The sequence below is a fragment of the Thermococcus sp. EP1 genome (genome assembly GCF_001317345.1).
Lineage (GTDB): Archaea > Methanobacteriota_B > Thermococci > Thermococcales > Thermococcaceae > Thermococcus_A.
In genome coordinates this window covers 1-13,392 of sequence record NZ_JXCG01000003.1, presented here as the reverse complement: position 1 = coordinate 13,392, position 13,392 = coordinate 1, and the positions used below count along the sequence as shown (strand labels likewise).

At 40.8% G+C, this 13,392-nt stretch carries 24 protein-coding genes; 1 reads left to right on the top strand and 23 read right to left on the bottom strand.

All coding sequences use genetic code 11. From position 1 onward, the window contains the following. The 23 genes from EP1X_RS02765 to EP1X_RS02655 all read right to left on the bottom strand — a co-directional run bounded on the left by EP1X_RS02765 (position 1) and on the right by EP1X_RS02655 (position 12,901). Positions 1–342, bottom strand: coding sequence for a hypothetical protein (locus EP1X_RS02765; RefSeq protein WP_055281512.1), 342 nt, complete (start codon positions 340–342; stop codon positions 1–3). Then, positions 339–1,892 carry a proton-conducting transporter membrane subunit gene (locus EP1X_RS02760; protein WP_055281510.1) on the bottom strand — a complete coding sequence of 518 codons (1,554 nt, stop codon included), beginning with the start codon at positions 1,890–1,892 and terminating at the stop codon, positions 339–341. The genes EP1X_RS02765 and EP1X_RS02760 overlap by 4 nt, the downstream gene beginning before the upstream one ends. Next, complete coding sequence (locus EP1X_RS02755) at positions 1,889–2,254, bottom strand: sodium:proton antiporter (protein ID WP_055281509.1); 366 nt, start codon at positions 2,252–2,254, stop codon at positions 1,889–1,891. Before EP1X_RS02755 ends, EP1X_RS02760 begins: the two co-directional genes overlap by 4 nt. Continuing rightward, positions 2,244–2,711 carry an MnhB domain-containing protein gene (locus EP1X_RS02750; protein ID WP_055281507.1) on the bottom strand — a complete coding sequence of 156 codons (468 nt, stop codon included), beginning with the start codon at positions 2,709–2,711 and terminating at the stop codon, positions 2,244–2,246. Before EP1X_RS02750 ends, EP1X_RS02755 begins: the two co-directional genes overlap by 11 nt. Continuing rightward, on the bottom strand, positions 2,708–2,983 hold the full coding sequence (mbhE, locus tag EP1X_RS02745) for a hydrogen gas-evolving membrane-bound hydrogenase subunit E (RefSeq protein WP_055281505.1): 276 nt from the start codon (positions 2,981–2,983) through the stop codon (positions 2,708–2,710). Before mbhE (EP1X_RS02745) ends, EP1X_RS02750 begins: the two co-directional genes overlap by 4 nt. Further along, positions 2,980–3,243 (bottom strand): hydrogenase subunit MbhD domain-containing protein, encoded by a 264-nt coding sequence (locus tag EP1X_RS02740; RefSeq protein WP_055281503.1) that lies wholly within the window; start codon positions 3,241–3,243, stop codon positions 2,980–2,982. The genes mbhE (EP1X_RS02745) and EP1X_RS02740 overlap by 4 nt, the downstream gene beginning before the upstream one ends. Beyond that, positions 3,240–3,590 (bottom strand): monovalent cation/H(+) antiporter subunit G, encoded by a 351-nt coding sequence (mnhG, locus tag EP1X_RS02735; RefSeq protein WP_055281501.1) that lies wholly within the window; start codon positions 3,588–3,590, stop codon positions 3,240–3,242. The genes EP1X_RS02740 and mnhG (EP1X_RS02735) overlap by 4 nt, the downstream gene beginning before the upstream one ends. Beyond that, positions 3,587–3,841, bottom strand: a complete 255-nt coding sequence (locus EP1X_RS02730; RefSeq protein WP_253276534.1) for a monovalent cation/H+ antiporter complex subunit F — start codon at positions 3,839–3,841, stop codon at positions 3,587–3,589. Before EP1X_RS02730 ends, mnhG (EP1X_RS02735) begins: the two co-directional genes overlap by 4 nt. Before the next feature lie 17 nt (positions 3,842–3,858). Continuing rightward, positions 3,859–4,362, bottom strand: coding sequence for a Na+/H+ antiporter subunit E (locus EP1X_RS02725; protein WP_055281497.1), 504 nt, complete (start codon positions 4,360–4,362; stop codon positions 3,859–3,861). A gap of 283 nt (positions 4,363–4,645) precedes the next feature. Next, on the bottom strand, positions 4,646–5,215 hold the full coding sequence (locus tag EP1X_RS02720; RefSeq protein WP_055281495.1) for a 4Fe-4S binding protein: 570 nt from the start codon (positions 5,213–5,215) through the stop codon (positions 4,646–4,648). Continuing rightward, positions 5,212–6,201, bottom strand: coding sequence for a respiratory chain complex I subunit 1 family protein (locus tag EP1X_RS02715; RefSeq protein ID WP_055281494.1), 990 nt, complete (start codon positions 6,199–6,201; stop codon positions 5,212–5,214). The genes EP1X_RS02720 and EP1X_RS02715 overlap by 4 nt, the downstream gene beginning before the upstream one ends. Beyond that, positions 6,198–7,490 carry a nickel-dependent hydrogenase large subunit gene (locus EP1X_RS02710; protein WP_055281492.1) on the bottom strand — a complete coding sequence of 431 codons (1,293 nt, stop codon included), beginning with the start codon at positions 7,488–7,490 and terminating at the stop codon, positions 6,198–6,200. The genes EP1X_RS02715 and EP1X_RS02710 overlap by 4 nt, the downstream gene beginning before the upstream one ends. Further along, positions 7,490–8,011, bottom strand: a complete 522-nt coding sequence (locus EP1X_RS02705; protein ID WP_055281490.1) for an NADH-quinone oxidoreductase subunit C — start codon at positions 8,009–8,011, stop codon at positions 7,490–7,492. Before EP1X_RS02705 ends, EP1X_RS02710 begins: the two co-directional genes overlap by 1 nt. After that, positions 8,008–8,478, bottom strand: a complete 471-nt coding sequence (locus EP1X_RS02700) for an NADH-quinone oxidoreductase subunit B family protein (RefSeq protein WP_055282068.1) — start codon at positions 8,476–8,478, stop codon at positions 8,008–8,010. The genes EP1X_RS02705 and EP1X_RS02700 overlap by 4 nt, the downstream gene beginning before the upstream one ends. Positions 8,479–8,482: 4 nt before the next feature. After that, a complete protein-coding gene (locus tag EP1X_RS02695; protein ID WP_055281488.1) occupies positions 8,483–8,830 on the bottom strand; it encodes a hypothetical protein in 348 nt (115 codons plus the stop codon). 1 nt (position 8,831) lies between these two features. Further along, positions 8,832–10,418, bottom strand: a complete 1,587-nt coding sequence (locus EP1X_RS02690; protein WP_055281486.1) for a proton-conducting transporter membrane subunit — start codon at positions 10,416–10,418, stop codon at positions 8,832–8,834. Continuing rightward, positions 10,415–10,777: an NADH-quinone oxidoreductase subunit K gene (locus EP1X_RS02685; protein ID WP_055281484.1), complete on the bottom strand. Its 363-nt coding sequence runs from the start codon at positions 10,775–10,777 to the stop codon at positions 10,415–10,417. The genes EP1X_RS02690 and EP1X_RS02685 overlap by 4 nt, the downstream gene beginning before the upstream one ends. After that, the gene (locus EP1X_RS02680) at positions 10,774–11,229 is read right to left on the bottom strand and encodes a Na(+)/H(+) antiporter subunit B (RefSeq protein WP_055281482.1); all 456 of its coding nucleotides are present in this window, start codon (positions 11,227–11,229) and stop codon (positions 10,774–10,776) included. The genes EP1X_RS02685 and EP1X_RS02680 overlap by 4 nt, the downstream gene beginning before the upstream one ends. After that, positions 11,226–11,519 carry a hydrogen gas-evolving membrane-bound hydrogenase subunit E gene (gene mbhE, locus EP1X_RS02675; protein WP_055281480.1) on the bottom strand — a complete coding sequence of 98 codons (294 nt, stop codon included), beginning with the start codon at positions 11,517–11,519 and terminating at the stop codon, positions 11,226–11,228. Before mbhE (EP1X_RS02675) ends, EP1X_RS02680 begins: the two co-directional genes overlap by 4 nt. Then, entirely contained in the window at positions 11,516–11,782 is a 267-nt protein-coding gene (locus tag EP1X_RS02670) for a DUF4040 domain-containing protein (protein ID WP_055281478.1), read from the bottom strand. The genes mbhE (EP1X_RS02675) and EP1X_RS02670 overlap by 4 nt, the downstream gene beginning before the upstream one ends. Further along, positions 11,779–12,144: a monovalent cation/H(+) antiporter subunit G gene (gene mnhG / locus EP1X_RS02665; protein WP_055281476.1), complete on the bottom strand. Its 366-nt coding sequence runs from the start codon at positions 12,142–12,144 to the stop codon at positions 11,779–11,781. The genes EP1X_RS02670 and mnhG (EP1X_RS02665) overlap by 4 nt, the downstream gene beginning before the upstream one ends. Then, complete coding sequence (locus EP1X_RS02660; RefSeq protein ID WP_055281474.1) at positions 12,141–12,404, bottom strand: cation:proton antiporter; 264 nt, start codon at positions 12,402–12,404, stop codon at positions 12,141–12,143. Before EP1X_RS02660 ends, mnhG (EP1X_RS02665) begins: the two co-directional genes overlap by 4 nt. After that, positions 12,401–12,901: a monovalent cation/H+ antiporter subunit E gene (locus EP1X_RS02655; RefSeq protein WP_055281471.1), complete on the bottom strand. Its 501-nt coding sequence runs from the start codon at positions 12,899–12,901 to the stop codon at positions 12,401–12,403. Before EP1X_RS02655 ends, EP1X_RS02660 begins: the two co-directional genes overlap by 4 nt. Positions 12,902–13,245: 344 nt before the next feature. On the opposite strand from EP1X_RS02655, the gene EP1X_RS02650 reads away from it, so the two are divergent. Then, positions 13,246–13,392: TRAM domain-containing protein (locus EP1X_RS02650; RefSeq protein ID WP_055281469.1), on the top strand; the 147-nt coding region annotated here is incomplete at its 3' end.

Sequence of the window (13,392 nt, the reverse complement as noted above, 5' to 3'; positions counted from 1 at the left end):
TCACACCCCTCCAATTAAGATGAATGTTATTATAGCTCCAACTCCCAGGTACCATAGGATATAGTCCCTTATGTCTCCTGTATGCATAGTTTGAAGTACGGTGTAATACCCTTTTAGAGCCTCTATGAATCCCCAATAAATATCACCTGCTTTTACCTGGACTTTTTCCTTTGTTGGTTCAATGTTACCACTTAAGTAAGGTTTCACCTGATCGCTTTCCTTCTTATATGAGGGGTTACCTCTGGAATAAATGAGGTAAGCAACTATTGCAAAGAGTGCTAGGAATATCAGCCAGAGTAAAGGATTCCAAAATCCAGATGGAGTTGTTAGTGTAAAGCTCATGCTAAACCACCCCAGCTATGATATTGTGCAAAGTTAATTAACGCATCAACTGCTGGATACACAAGTTTATCCAATACTAGGTTCGGGAATAGACCGAATAGTATACACAATACTGCCAAAATGAGCATTGCTATAACCATGGGCTTCGGAACTTCTCGTTTATCTTGGAATTTCTCTAATGGCGGTCCAAGGAAGGCTGATGCAAAAACCTTAACGAATGAAGCCAGTGTCAGGACACTAGTTACCATAGCGAATACCGTAAGGAGGGGGTTTAACCTATAGGAAGTCTCATAAATTAGGATCTTACTTGCAAATCCGTTAAATGGCGGTAAACCAGATATTGCGGCAGCTCCGACCATGAAGCTTATTGTTGTTATTGGCATTTTTCTTGCTAGACCTCCCATTTCGTTGAGATTCCTAGTTCCAGTGACATAAAAGAGTGCTCCCGCCGTCATCAGAAGTAAGCTCTTGTAAATGATGTGGTTAATTATATGGAAAACTCCTCCTGCCATTGCATCCCTTCCAAATTCTGCGAGCTTAGATGGGTCATGTAACACTGTTAATCCAACACCCACACCCAAAAGCATGTAACCTGTCTGAGAGATAGCGTGATAGCTCATCAATCTCTTGACGTCTTTTTGCACAAGAGCCATTGTAACTCCAATGAACATTGTGAGCACTCCAAGGATGGACATTATCCAGCCTACCCGAGCGAGGTCTATTACTATGTTCGCAAAGAGCGTAAAACTGACCCTAAAGAGAGCGTAAAGGCTTGCATATGTTGCTACCAACAAGGGTGGGTTTATTCCAGCTGGCACTTCAGTATAAGCATCAGGTACCCAGTAATGCATTGGAACTGCACCGCACTTCATTGCAAATGACGTAAATAACAACCCAAGAGCTATCATGTCTACCATGTTAAAGGATACATTTTTTGCTATGTAAGCTAAATTCAGGTTTCCATACTGACCATAAAGTATAGCCACTGCAAATAGTACCATAAGAGAAGCTACAGCACTAACGATAAGATACTTTATTCCAGCTTCACTTGCTTCCCCACGGTAGTTTCTAAAGCCCACTAAGGCTGAACCTGCTATTCCTGCTATTTCTAAGAACACAAACAGGTTAAATAGATCTCCAGTGAGCACCATGCCCAAAATTCCGGTTTCTAAGAGCATTAGCAATGCATAGTATTTTTCCAACCCCGCCTCTTTTTCAACATGTGTATATGAATATATGGCCCCAATAAAGCTCATCAAAGTGGCAGAAATTGCCATGAAGGCTCCCATTGCATCTACTTCAAACATAATTCTTATCGGAACTGCGTAACCAGAAGGCAATACTATAGATGGCTTGTCTGCTCCAAAGACATATACCATTATTCCATTAGTGACTACTTGCTTTGCCAGCAAGAGGGAGAGAATTACAGTACTGCCAGTGATCAAGGCGGCCCACATCGAGACCCCTTTGTAATGCTTCTTGAAGAGCGGTGCTATAAACGCTCCAAAGAGTGGAACCGCCACCATCAAAGCAGGTAAGTGCTCAATCATCCCCTCAACCTCCTTACTCTTGTAATATCTAGGGTTCCATAGTGCTTGTAGATGTTAACCGCAAAGGCAAGCATCAACGCAGTTACTGCAACACCTATGACAATGCTCGTAAGAGTCAATGCTTGGGGAGTCGGGAGAACCATTCTTCCCACAGCTTCCTGTGGTGCTTGAGTGTAGATTGGCACATATCCACCTTTGATGTATCCTACAGCTACAATGAACATGTTCACAGCGCCTTCTAAGATTTCAATTCCGATAACTACTTTTATGAGATTCCGCTTGAAGCCAATAGTGTAAAATCCTAACGCAAGTAGGATTGCAACTACAATAAATGGAAAGTTCACAAAGATGTTACCATTCATCTCTCTCCCTCCTTAGAATCAAGAAGAAGATTAGTATGATGCTTGTAAGACCAGCCAAGACTTTTGTTCCAACGAAGATGTTAAGGTATGAGAGGGTTCCTCCAGTATTCAAGTATCCAGGATTTATCCCCTCTGGTGTGGGGGCGCCAAAGAGAAATCCACTGTTTGCTATTGCATTTTTCAGGAAGGTATAGCCCATTAATCCTAAGAGGCCGATGCCCAAAAATCCAAGTGCACCAATGCTTTCCAGTTGAGTTAAGGGAGTTTTTTCAAAGAGTTCTTGGACTTTGTCTTTGCTGTTAGCCACGATCAACAACGCCAAACCACTTGCAAAAACTGCTCCTCCCTGAAAACCACCTCCTGGGGTTAAATGTCCATGGAGGATTATATACGCTCCAAATACAAGTATCAATGAAGCTAGAAATCTAGTAGTTGTCCTTATGATCGTGGTAGTCATTTTCCTCTCCCCCCGTACTGTCTCAGTGCCATTAAAACTCCAGCAACTGCAGTAAACAGAACTGTGGCTTCACCAAGAGTATCGAAACCCCTGTAGTCAAACACAACGCTTGTAACGACGTTATTAGCTGACGCTTCTTCTTGAGCGTGATCTATAAAGTATGCATCCATTTCCATATGAGGAGGTTCTCCAAAAGGCCTTATACTTATGGCCGCTGCAAACAGGAATAGCGTAAATGCTAAGAACGCAAAAAGTCCCAATGCTCTCCTCATTCTACCACCTCCTCATCGGTGGTGTTTCGTATAGCAAGAAGGTACATCGCCGTTGTGAGTCCTGCTCCAACACCAGCCTCTGCTATTGCTACATCTGGTGCCTGTAGAATATAGAACTCCACAGAAAGAGCCAAGCTAAAAACGGCCATTGCAATTACTGCTGAGATTAAGTTCTTGAACCTAATGGCTGCTATTGAACTTCCAATTAAAGCTATGGCTATTAGAACTTGAATTGCCCAGAAAAATGTTTCAGGATTCATAGTCTCCCCTCCAATTCATCTATTACCGCACCATATGGCCGTATACCTGATTTTCTAGCAGCTCTACCCAACGCATGAGCTCCTACTGGATTTGTTAAGACCAAGAATATGACCACAAGTGCTGAATGAATTCCCATTGTAATCCATGCAGTCTCATGGCTAAGTCTCCAGTTGTAGATTGAATAAACGATCGCACTGAGTACTATGAAAATAGTACCGAACGTGGTACACTTTGTAGAAGCGTGAATCCTTGTATAAACATCGGGAAATCTAAGGATCCCCACGCTCGCTAACAGATTGAAACCCACTCCAATGGCAAGCAAGAGTAATAATAGCCACTCGATCATGCCACTCCCACCTTCTTTTTCACTAGATATCTAGCTATGTAAAGGGTCGCAATATAGCTTAACACGGCATAAACAAGAGCAACATCAATCATCACTGCCTGTTTGGTAATAATGCCATACAGAACCATTGCGCCAGCAGTTGTGGTTGTTAAAGCATCCAGAGCTACGGCCCTATCAGGTATTGTTGGACCGATTAACATTCTTATCATGGTTAATGTAGCCGAAACAAGCAATAGTATCATTGCAGTCATAAATATACTCTCAGGCGTCATTCCGCAATCCTCCTTGCCCATTTTGGTAAATATCCACAAAGTTCCTCAGGAGTTGGTTTCTCTTTTCCAGGAGGCACATTAATCCAGTGAACATAGAAATTACCTTCTTCGTCAATTTCAAGTGTAAACGTTCCTGGTGTTAGAGTTATTGAATTTGCTAGAAGCGTTCTGCTTTCATCTCTAGTCAAATCTGGAGAGATTTTGACAATTCCTGGCCTTATCTTGCCTGTAATGACTCTATAAGCAACATCAAGGTTCGCTTTTGCCATGGCATAGAAAAAGGGCCCTAGTGCATATACAATAAAAAGCACCCATCTTTTTGGATTAAAGAAGTAATCCAGTCTTTCATCCATTATATTTCTTGTAACATAGCCTATTATGGCTGCTATTATAATGCCCGCCACTAGTTCTTCTGGACTCCATAGTAAAACACTGCCTGAACCTGCAGTCAAAACAAGGTATACAATTAACGACCAAAGGAAAGATGTTGCAAAGGACATTTTCTCACCTCATCTTTAGGTTCTAAACCTTTTGGGAGCATATTTCAACCTAATTCCATTACTCGCTTAGCTAAATTCCATTAAATACGTTTCTTTAACGAAAGGTTAAAAACATGAAATTTGACAAACATAAAAGTAATAAAGCTTTACATAAAATAGAACATTAAGCTGCAAGAATAGACTAAATTGTTCAATAATGCAAAAAATAATAATTTTGATCCTCAAAAATGTACAAACCCTAAAAGAATATATAAAAATAAATCATAATAATATAGAAAAAAGATCACTCTTCGTATTCTTCTATGGCACCAAACTTACATACTGTAGCACACACACCACATCCAACACACTTATTTGGATCGATTTTGTGAACTACCCTAGGTGCCCCTTCAATGGCATTTTGTGGACAATTTCTAGCACACAGAGTACAACCCTTACATTTTTCAGGAATTATCCGATATTTCTTTGTCTTTCCTCCCTGTTGAGCAATCATCTCCTCGATTTCCTCCTCTTTAAGCCATCTTAAGTTATCATCATATTTATTGTAGGTAGCCAATAGAAACTCATTGCTCATCTCTAGGGCACTTACGGGACATACATCCACACATTGCTGACAGAAGACACATCTGCCCAACCAAAGTGTCACTTTCTTTATTTCTGGAACGTATTCGAATACCCCCGCTGGACATACATTTATACACAACTTACATCCAATGCATTTGTCCACGTGATACACTAACTTTCCCCTGAAACCTTCCGGAGTTGGTAAAGGCTCGCTTTTAGGGAAAGGATTTGTGGCTGGTTTTTTAAATAAGTTTCTTAGAACTACTGAAAGTGTTGGAGGAACTTTCATGCAATCACCCCCACAATATCCATCGCCAGCAAGATTGCTCCAATGATGCTCGCAGGCAATATTCTACTCCAGAATAAGTTGACAGCCTGTGTAATCCTAAGCCTTCCTGTAACCGCTCTAAACACGCTCATGCTAACAAAGAGAACTATGAAAACCTTTATTGTATGGAACACCAAGTCTACGAATATTGCCCCAATACCGCTCATCCCAAGATATCCGCTTAATCCCCAGGGGAAGAATATTGCCACCACTAAGCTAGCACTTGCGAATTCTTTTAATGCACTGCTTAATTTGAATAATGCGAGATGTCTACCACTATATTCTGCCATAGGTCCCTCAGCGACCTCTGTTTCTGCCTCAGGGATATTGAAGTAACCTACTTCAATTTCACTTGCAAGCCAAAAGATAAATACTATTAAAAGAATTAAGGTGCCGACAATTGTTAATGGCGTCCCAATTTCCCATATATTGTACTGATATAGGGTTTCTAGACTAAAAGGTCTTTCTGCGCCGAGTTTAGCTAGACGCCACAATATCGCAAAAAGTCCAAGCATCATAGATACCTCTCTTGAAGCCAGCATTATAATTTCCCTTTGAGCTCCTATCTGGGCATAGGGAGAACCTGAACTCACTCCTCCTATTACTCTTATGAAAGCTATTAACGCGAGTAAGTAGAGAAATACAAGCACATCTCCTTTTGTGGCAAAGAGTGGACCAAATCCAAGAGGAGTATATGCCAAGAGGGAGATTGATGCTGCTAAAGCCAACACTGGAGCTATTTCGAATAACTTATTTGAATCCCTCGGAATTATAGCTTCTTTACTAACGAGCTTTAAGAAATCATAAAAAGGCTGGAGTAGAGGGGGACCCATTCTTCTCTGCATTCTAGCAACTAACTTCCTATCCAAACCCTCCCATAAGAGAGAAACAAATGAAACATAAATATAAACTCCCACTAATCCAAGGGTTGCATATAAAATATTCATAGTCTCACACCCCCACATGTAGTTCCAATTAGTTCAGGTTTCGCTTTTATATTTGGGTTGATCTCTCTTGTTTTATCTATTGAAGCCTTAAGCAGATCTTTTTCAGTCAATATTCTCTTAATACCAGTATTTGAATCTATTACGGCTACTCTATCTGTACAACTTAAACATGGGTCAATTGAGGCTATCGCTACCGGCACATCTGCAAGTTGCTCTCCAACTAATGCCCTTGCAACTGCAAATAAGTTTGGAAAAGTAGGTTCTCTTGCCTTCCACTTTGCCGGGCCATCTGTCCCAGGATTTGCCCTCACATAATGGATAGTCTCTCCTCTAGGAGCCTCATACCTCCCAATTCCCATACCATCTGCTTTTTTCAGCTTAACCAGTGCTACATTGTCCTTTGGAAATGTTTTTATTTTCCCTTCAGGCATTTGATCAAAAGCTCGCTCTATAATCTCCATACTTTGCCAAAGTTCACCAACTCTAACAACCATTCTGTCAAAAACATCTCCCTTTATTACCCCAGTGAACTCCTTTGGAGTTATGGGTTTAACTCCTAGATCAGGGTAAACACCAAGTTGTTCATTATATCTTATATCTTTCTTAATTCCACTCCCTCTTGCAGTTGGACCTTGGGCACTATATTCAACTGCAATTCTTTTTGGGATGACTCCTGCATCCCTTAAACGTGCCTCTACTGTGGGATCATAAAGAAAGATCTCCTCTATCTTTGGCATTATCTCCTCCCGATAGTACTTTATCATCTCAAGAATTGCTCTTTTATGCTTATCTTCTATGTCCCTTCTAACACCACCAATTGTATTCATAGCATAGTTCACTCTGTTACCACCAATTGCCTCCAAGATATCCATCACTCTCTCCCTAGCAAGCCAACTCAAGTGAAGAACAGTGTCATATCCAATTGCATGTCCAACTACTCCAAGGTTGAGCAAGTGGGAATGAATCCTCTCCAGCTCTCCTATGATTGCCCTAATATATTCAGCCCTCTCAGGCACTTCTATACCTGCCATTTCCTCAACGGCCCTAGTATATGTGTGATTATGAGAAAATGAACATATTCCACAAATTCTTTCAACTAAATAAAGCAATTGGATATAGTTTCTTCTCATAGCAATCCATTCAAGTCCCCTTAAATTGTAACCCAACTTAACGTCAACGTTTATTATACGCTCTCCATCAAGGGTTATAATAAACTTCTCCGGTTCCTCTAATGCTGGATGAATTGGACCAATTGGGATTTTAACCCAATATTCAATTCTGCCATTCATTATGACCCCTCCTTTTTGACTTTGTAAGGATGTCCAGCATTTTTCACCATCTCTGGAGTTATGCCCGTCTCATCAAGTCTCAATGGATAGACACCCTCTGGGAAGTCATCAGGGAGGAATAATCTTCTTGGATCAGGTATGCCTTCAAAGACTATTCCAAGAAACTCCTGATTCTCTCTTTCATATGGTACCGAGCTGGGAAATACGTCCCCAAGAGAGGGTATCTTGGGATCTTCCTTTGGACAGGTTGTTGTCACAGCTACTGATAGACTTGGTTCCTCTTCACAGAAAAGCTCCAAGTGATATGTAGCACTTAGGTAGTCTCCTCTATCCTCACCAATTATTATTGAGAATTGGGCATGAGGGTCAATTTCTTGAAGATACTTCATGAGGCTTTTGAAATTCTCCCTATCAATCCCTATCCAAATCCTTTTCCTAGGATAGGGTGTTTTAGTCTGTGAGGTATGAGTTTCAACCTCAAATCTCTCTTTAATTTTTTTGATTAATTCTTCCGGAGTCATTCTTTCTCACCTTCTATCTTTTTTAGAAGCTTTTCCAAGCCCAAAACTACACCATGAAGAACTGCCTCAGGTCTTGGAGGACATCCCGGAATAAACACATCTACTGGGATATGCTTATCAAGTGGCGCATTCGTGAAAGGACTCTCAAAAAATACACTCCCTCCCGTCGGACAAGCACCAATAGCAATAACAACTTTTGGGTCTGGAGTTTGTTCATAGATCAACTTAACTCTCTCAAGACTCTGATCAGTAATCGGCCCAGTTACAAGTAAAATGTCTGCATGTCTTGGTGTTCCTACTAGTTTAACACCAAACCTCTCCGCATCATAACGAGGAGTCAATGCAGCAATTATCTCAATATCACATCCGTTACATGAACCACTATTAACGTGAAAGACCCAAGGTGATCTTCCAAGATATTTACAAAGTTTTGAGATCTTTTTTTCAAGCATTTCTCTCTCACTCATCATTTCACCCCCAAATAACCATGAGACCAAGCAGTATCGCTACAGTAATTAGCAAATAACTAACATAATCAGTAAGCAAACCAGTGTGTTCCCTTCTAAAAGTCAAAAACATTCTGTTTATTCCCCTGATTAGTCCCCACATGACATGTCTCCCTGTAAAATACCCTCTAAAATGTTCAAATTGAGGGATAACCTTATCCTGGTCTTCTCCACTTATAAAGATCTTAGTACCATCTCCTGCCTTTCTAGTCCCAGCACTTACATTCTCAGCCCATTTCATGAGCAAATAACTAATCAGCAGACCAATAACAAAGGCATAAATAAAGTAAAGGGCATCCCAATAACCAAACATCTCACACCCCTCCCATGAACTTAACAAGTGCCATTATGTATTCCCCTTTGAGCTGCTCAAGCATTTTTGCCACTGGTAACATGACTTTCTCATTTATTTGCCAAGGTAAGAGACCCATTAGAATTATAACCCCCACTAAGAGTAGCATTGGGATAAGCATTGTTTTCCCTGGCTCTGTAGCAGTTTTCACTCGTTCACTCTCAATTCCTAAAAAGGTGAATAATACTCTTGTATAAGCTGCTAATGAAAACACAGTGCCGATCACTGCAATCACGGCCAAAATTGGATTATACATTGCAGAGCTTTCATAGATAAGCCACTTGCTTGCAAAACCGTTTAGTGGAGGAAGTCCTATTATTGCTGCAGCGCCTATTAAAAAGGAGAGAGTAGTAAATGGCATTCTTCTTGCTAATCCACTGAGTTCGTTCAGATTTTTTGTTCCAACTTGATGGATCACTGCACCGGCCACAAAAAAGAGGAGTGCCTTTATGACTGCGTGATTAACTATATGATAAACAGCGCCTGTTAAAGCTATTTCCCCAGCCTTCTCTCCGTATGCAACTACCCCAATTCCAATTCCAAGAAGGATATATCCAATTTGACCGACACTTGAGAAAGCAAAGAGCCTTTTCATATCCGTCTGAATAACTGCCATTGCATTTCCAACAATTAACGTTAAGCAACCGAAAAATATTATTGCCCACCCCAGTGTATTCACAGCAATAGAAGGCGCACCCAAGGCCTTAAGGTATTCATGCAACCCTGGATTAAAGATTCCAAATACTATCCTGGCTATAGCATAAACACCACCCACTTTAATAACAAGACCAGAGAGCATTGCTGAAATAGAGCTTGGTGCTGCTGGATGAGCATCAGAAAGCCACATATGGACTGGAACTGCGCCACTCTTAAATAATAGTCCACCAATAAGAAAGGCAAGGGCAACTCTACTTACGAGAGTTGGATTTTCCGCTATTTTTACTGCTAGATACGCCATTGTGAGTGTGCCATACTGCCCGTATAAGAGTGCAATTCCCAATAAGATAAAGGAGCTTGCAAGAGATCCCACAAACATGTATTTAATTCCCGCTTCGATTCCTTCCCAAGTCTCATTTCTGAATGCAACCAACACATAGCTTGCTATACTCATTATTTCGAGGAAGACATAGAAGTTGAAAATGTCCCCAGTAATTACTATACCCAGCATTCCAAGTTCCAAAAGGAGTACTAAAGTGTAGTATTTGTCTAACCCACTATCCTCTTTCATATATCCTAGAGAGTATACTATCGCTAGAAAACTTACAAAAGTCACCGTTAATGCAAGCAAGGCCCCAAACAGGTCAACTTCCCATATTATCCTAATTGGGAACTTAACTCCCTCTCCAATTGGAGTTACATCACCCAACGTATAGAGCAGTATCTCATTGCTCCTCCAAATCCCGTAAAATATCCTTGCGGCAATTGCAAATGTAAACCCGCTGATAATTACTGCCCAGTATTCTCTAACTTTTCTTCCTAACAAACCAAGTATTGGCATAGAGAATGCCCCAAATAATGGAGTTATTATAAGCCATGGAAGGGCATTCATCCTCTCAACCTCCTTAGTTTGCTCACATCAAGAGTTCTGTAGTGCTTATATGCATTAATTGTCAACGCCATTGCAAGAGAAAGGACACAAACTCCAATAACAATGCTAGTAAGCACCAAAGCTTGGGGAATCGGCCCCACCATTGGAACTCCTTCTAGTGTTTCATACCCGGTATATATTGGAGCTGTTGGCAAAATGCCATTCTCTAAGCGATAACCTAGACTTATAAGCAATAAATGAATTCCTGCATCGACTAAATTTAATGCCAAAATTAGCTTAATGAGATTCCTCTTGTACAAAAATGCATAGATGCCCATGAATATCATCAGGAATGCAGTTACAAATTGCAAAGGTATCACTTTTTCCACCTCCTGAACAATGCCATTGCGAATAACGCACTAACCAATCCTGTGTATACTTTTAGACCTACAGCTAAGTTCATTATGGGCAAGTATCCCGCCGAAAGAAGGCTTCCAGGTTCTCCATTGAAAACCGGTCCTTCACGCCACAGAGTGTTATAAAAGAACGCGACACCGAAACCAAGCATACCCATTGCTAGAAACACCAATCCACCGATACCTTCAAGAGCAGAGTATAACGTCTTGTTAATCCTGTTCTTTGTCTCGCTAAGACCAAAAGCTATTAAGAAAAGAACTCCTGCACCTGCTACAGTAGCACCACCTTGGAATCCGCCTCCAGGTGTGAGGTGCCCATGAGCAATCACATAAGCACCAAATATTCCAATAAGAGGTATGGTAACTCTCGCCATTGTTTTAACTATAAGACCCATGTCATTATTTTGACTGTTCATTCTTCTCCCCTCCATTTTCTAAGTAAAGCAATTGCACCTGCTATGGAAGTAAACAATACTGTCGCTTCCCCTAGTGTGTCGTAACCTCTATAGTCAAACACAATGTCCGTGACGATATTTGTACCACCCACCTCTTCCACACCATGCTCTATGTAATATTGATCAGTATAGCGGTATTTTTGCCACTCTTCGCCCCCTAAACCAAACTGTAAACCATAGTTTGGATTAGCAACTACTAAGAGAACACCCAACATGAAAAGTAATGACAATGCTCCGAAAGTTGTTTTCATGGTGCCTCACGCTCCCATCTCTCGGTTTTTGATATTCCATAAACAACAATTGCAGTAACAATGCCTGCTCCCACTGCAGCCTCTGCTATCGCTACATCAGGAGCATGAAGCATGTAAAACTCCAAACTAAGAAGGAGACTCATAGCAGTTGATGCCAAAGCTGCTGAGAGCAGATCCCTAGTAGTTATCATCCAATATGAAGACATCAATATACTAATTAACAGAATCACTTGGATCGCCATATCAACATTAACTACATTCATTGGGCCTCACCTCGGAGTTTTGTCTCATATGCATCAATGACAGCTTTTGCAGGTTTGTAACCACTGAGATGGGCTGCTTTTGCTATCGCGTGGGCTCCTGTAGGGTTGGTTAACATCAGTGCTATTAGTGCCACCAAGCTGTGAAGAGCCATCTGAAGATACTTTGGATTGTTTGTCTCCTTTATCTGCCAGATAGAATGTATAATAACCGCAAAAACAGCGAATATTGTTCCAAATGTAGTGCACTTTGTTGCTCCATGAAGTCTAGTATATACGTCTGGAAACCTGTGAAGAGAAAGACTTCCCAATATGTTAAATATGATACTTACAGCGAGGAGAGCATAAACTATGAAATCGATCACTCTAATCCCCCCTGTAGATATTTAGCAACCACTAACGTACCAATGTAGCTAAGAAGAGCATACACTATTGCAATATCAATGTAAATTACCCTATCATAAGCTGCGCCCAGCAGGATCATTCCTGCAACTATGAGAGTATTTAGTGTATCAACCCCTACAACTCTATCAGGAACACTTGGCCCCAACATCACACGAACCAAAGTTATGACCCCTGCAAGAATCACTCCTAGTATCCCATAGAAAAACCCGGTGAAAATCATTTTCCTAACCTCCTTGCCCATTTTTCAAATGAGCCTGCAACGGGCTCTGAACTCTCTGGTTCCTCTTCTGTTACGTGTATCCAATGAACATAAAGGGCATTTTCCTCGGGACAAGCATCTATTGTTAAAGTACCCGGAGTTAATGTAATGGAATTGCTCAAAATAGTATACTGGGCTTCATTTTCCAAATCAACAGGGACCTTAACGATTCCTGGTTTTATTTTACCTGTGACAACCCTATAAGCTACATCTAAATTGGCTTTCACCATGCCCCAGAATAAAGGCCCTATTGCATATACCAAGAAGCCTACTACCCTAATAGGGTTTAAGAACCTCTTTGCTTTTTCTCCTACGATATTCCTAGTAGAGAATCCAATTACGAACGCGAAAATAATGCCCGCTATAATCTCTTCTGTACTCCAGAGCATGCCTTTGCTACCTGCCGTAAGTACAAGCCAGAGCACAAACGACCACATGAATGCAACAATGAAACTCATTTTTCCCACCTCAACTTTTGGTTTACATCCCAGTCCTCACCTATTTTTCTATTTATCGATATTAAATTCAATTGTTTCTTTTAAAAGGGTTTTGTAAAGGGCTAAATTAACAACAAAGGTATATAAGATCTCGTTTCCAACCAAAAGTTATGTAAAAACCCGTTTTTTGATGGCAGATTAGAATGAACAATGTACTAAAATACACGATGCACAACTTTTATTAGCACTAATGTTTACTTCCATGCGAAGTTAGAATAAAAATGCAAAAGTTTATAAACTCCAGAAAGAAGTAAGTTTGGCGCTCTTTTAAGGAGCGTTAAGAATTTGAAAGGAGATTGTTGGAAATGTATGGAGATAGATTTGGTGGAAGGAGATTTGAAGCCCCAGTGAAGGTTGGGGAAAGATATAAAGTGAAGATAGAGAGTATAGGTCAAGGTGGAGATGGCATAGCTAGGATTAAGGGGTTTGTAGTATTCGTCCCAAACACAAAA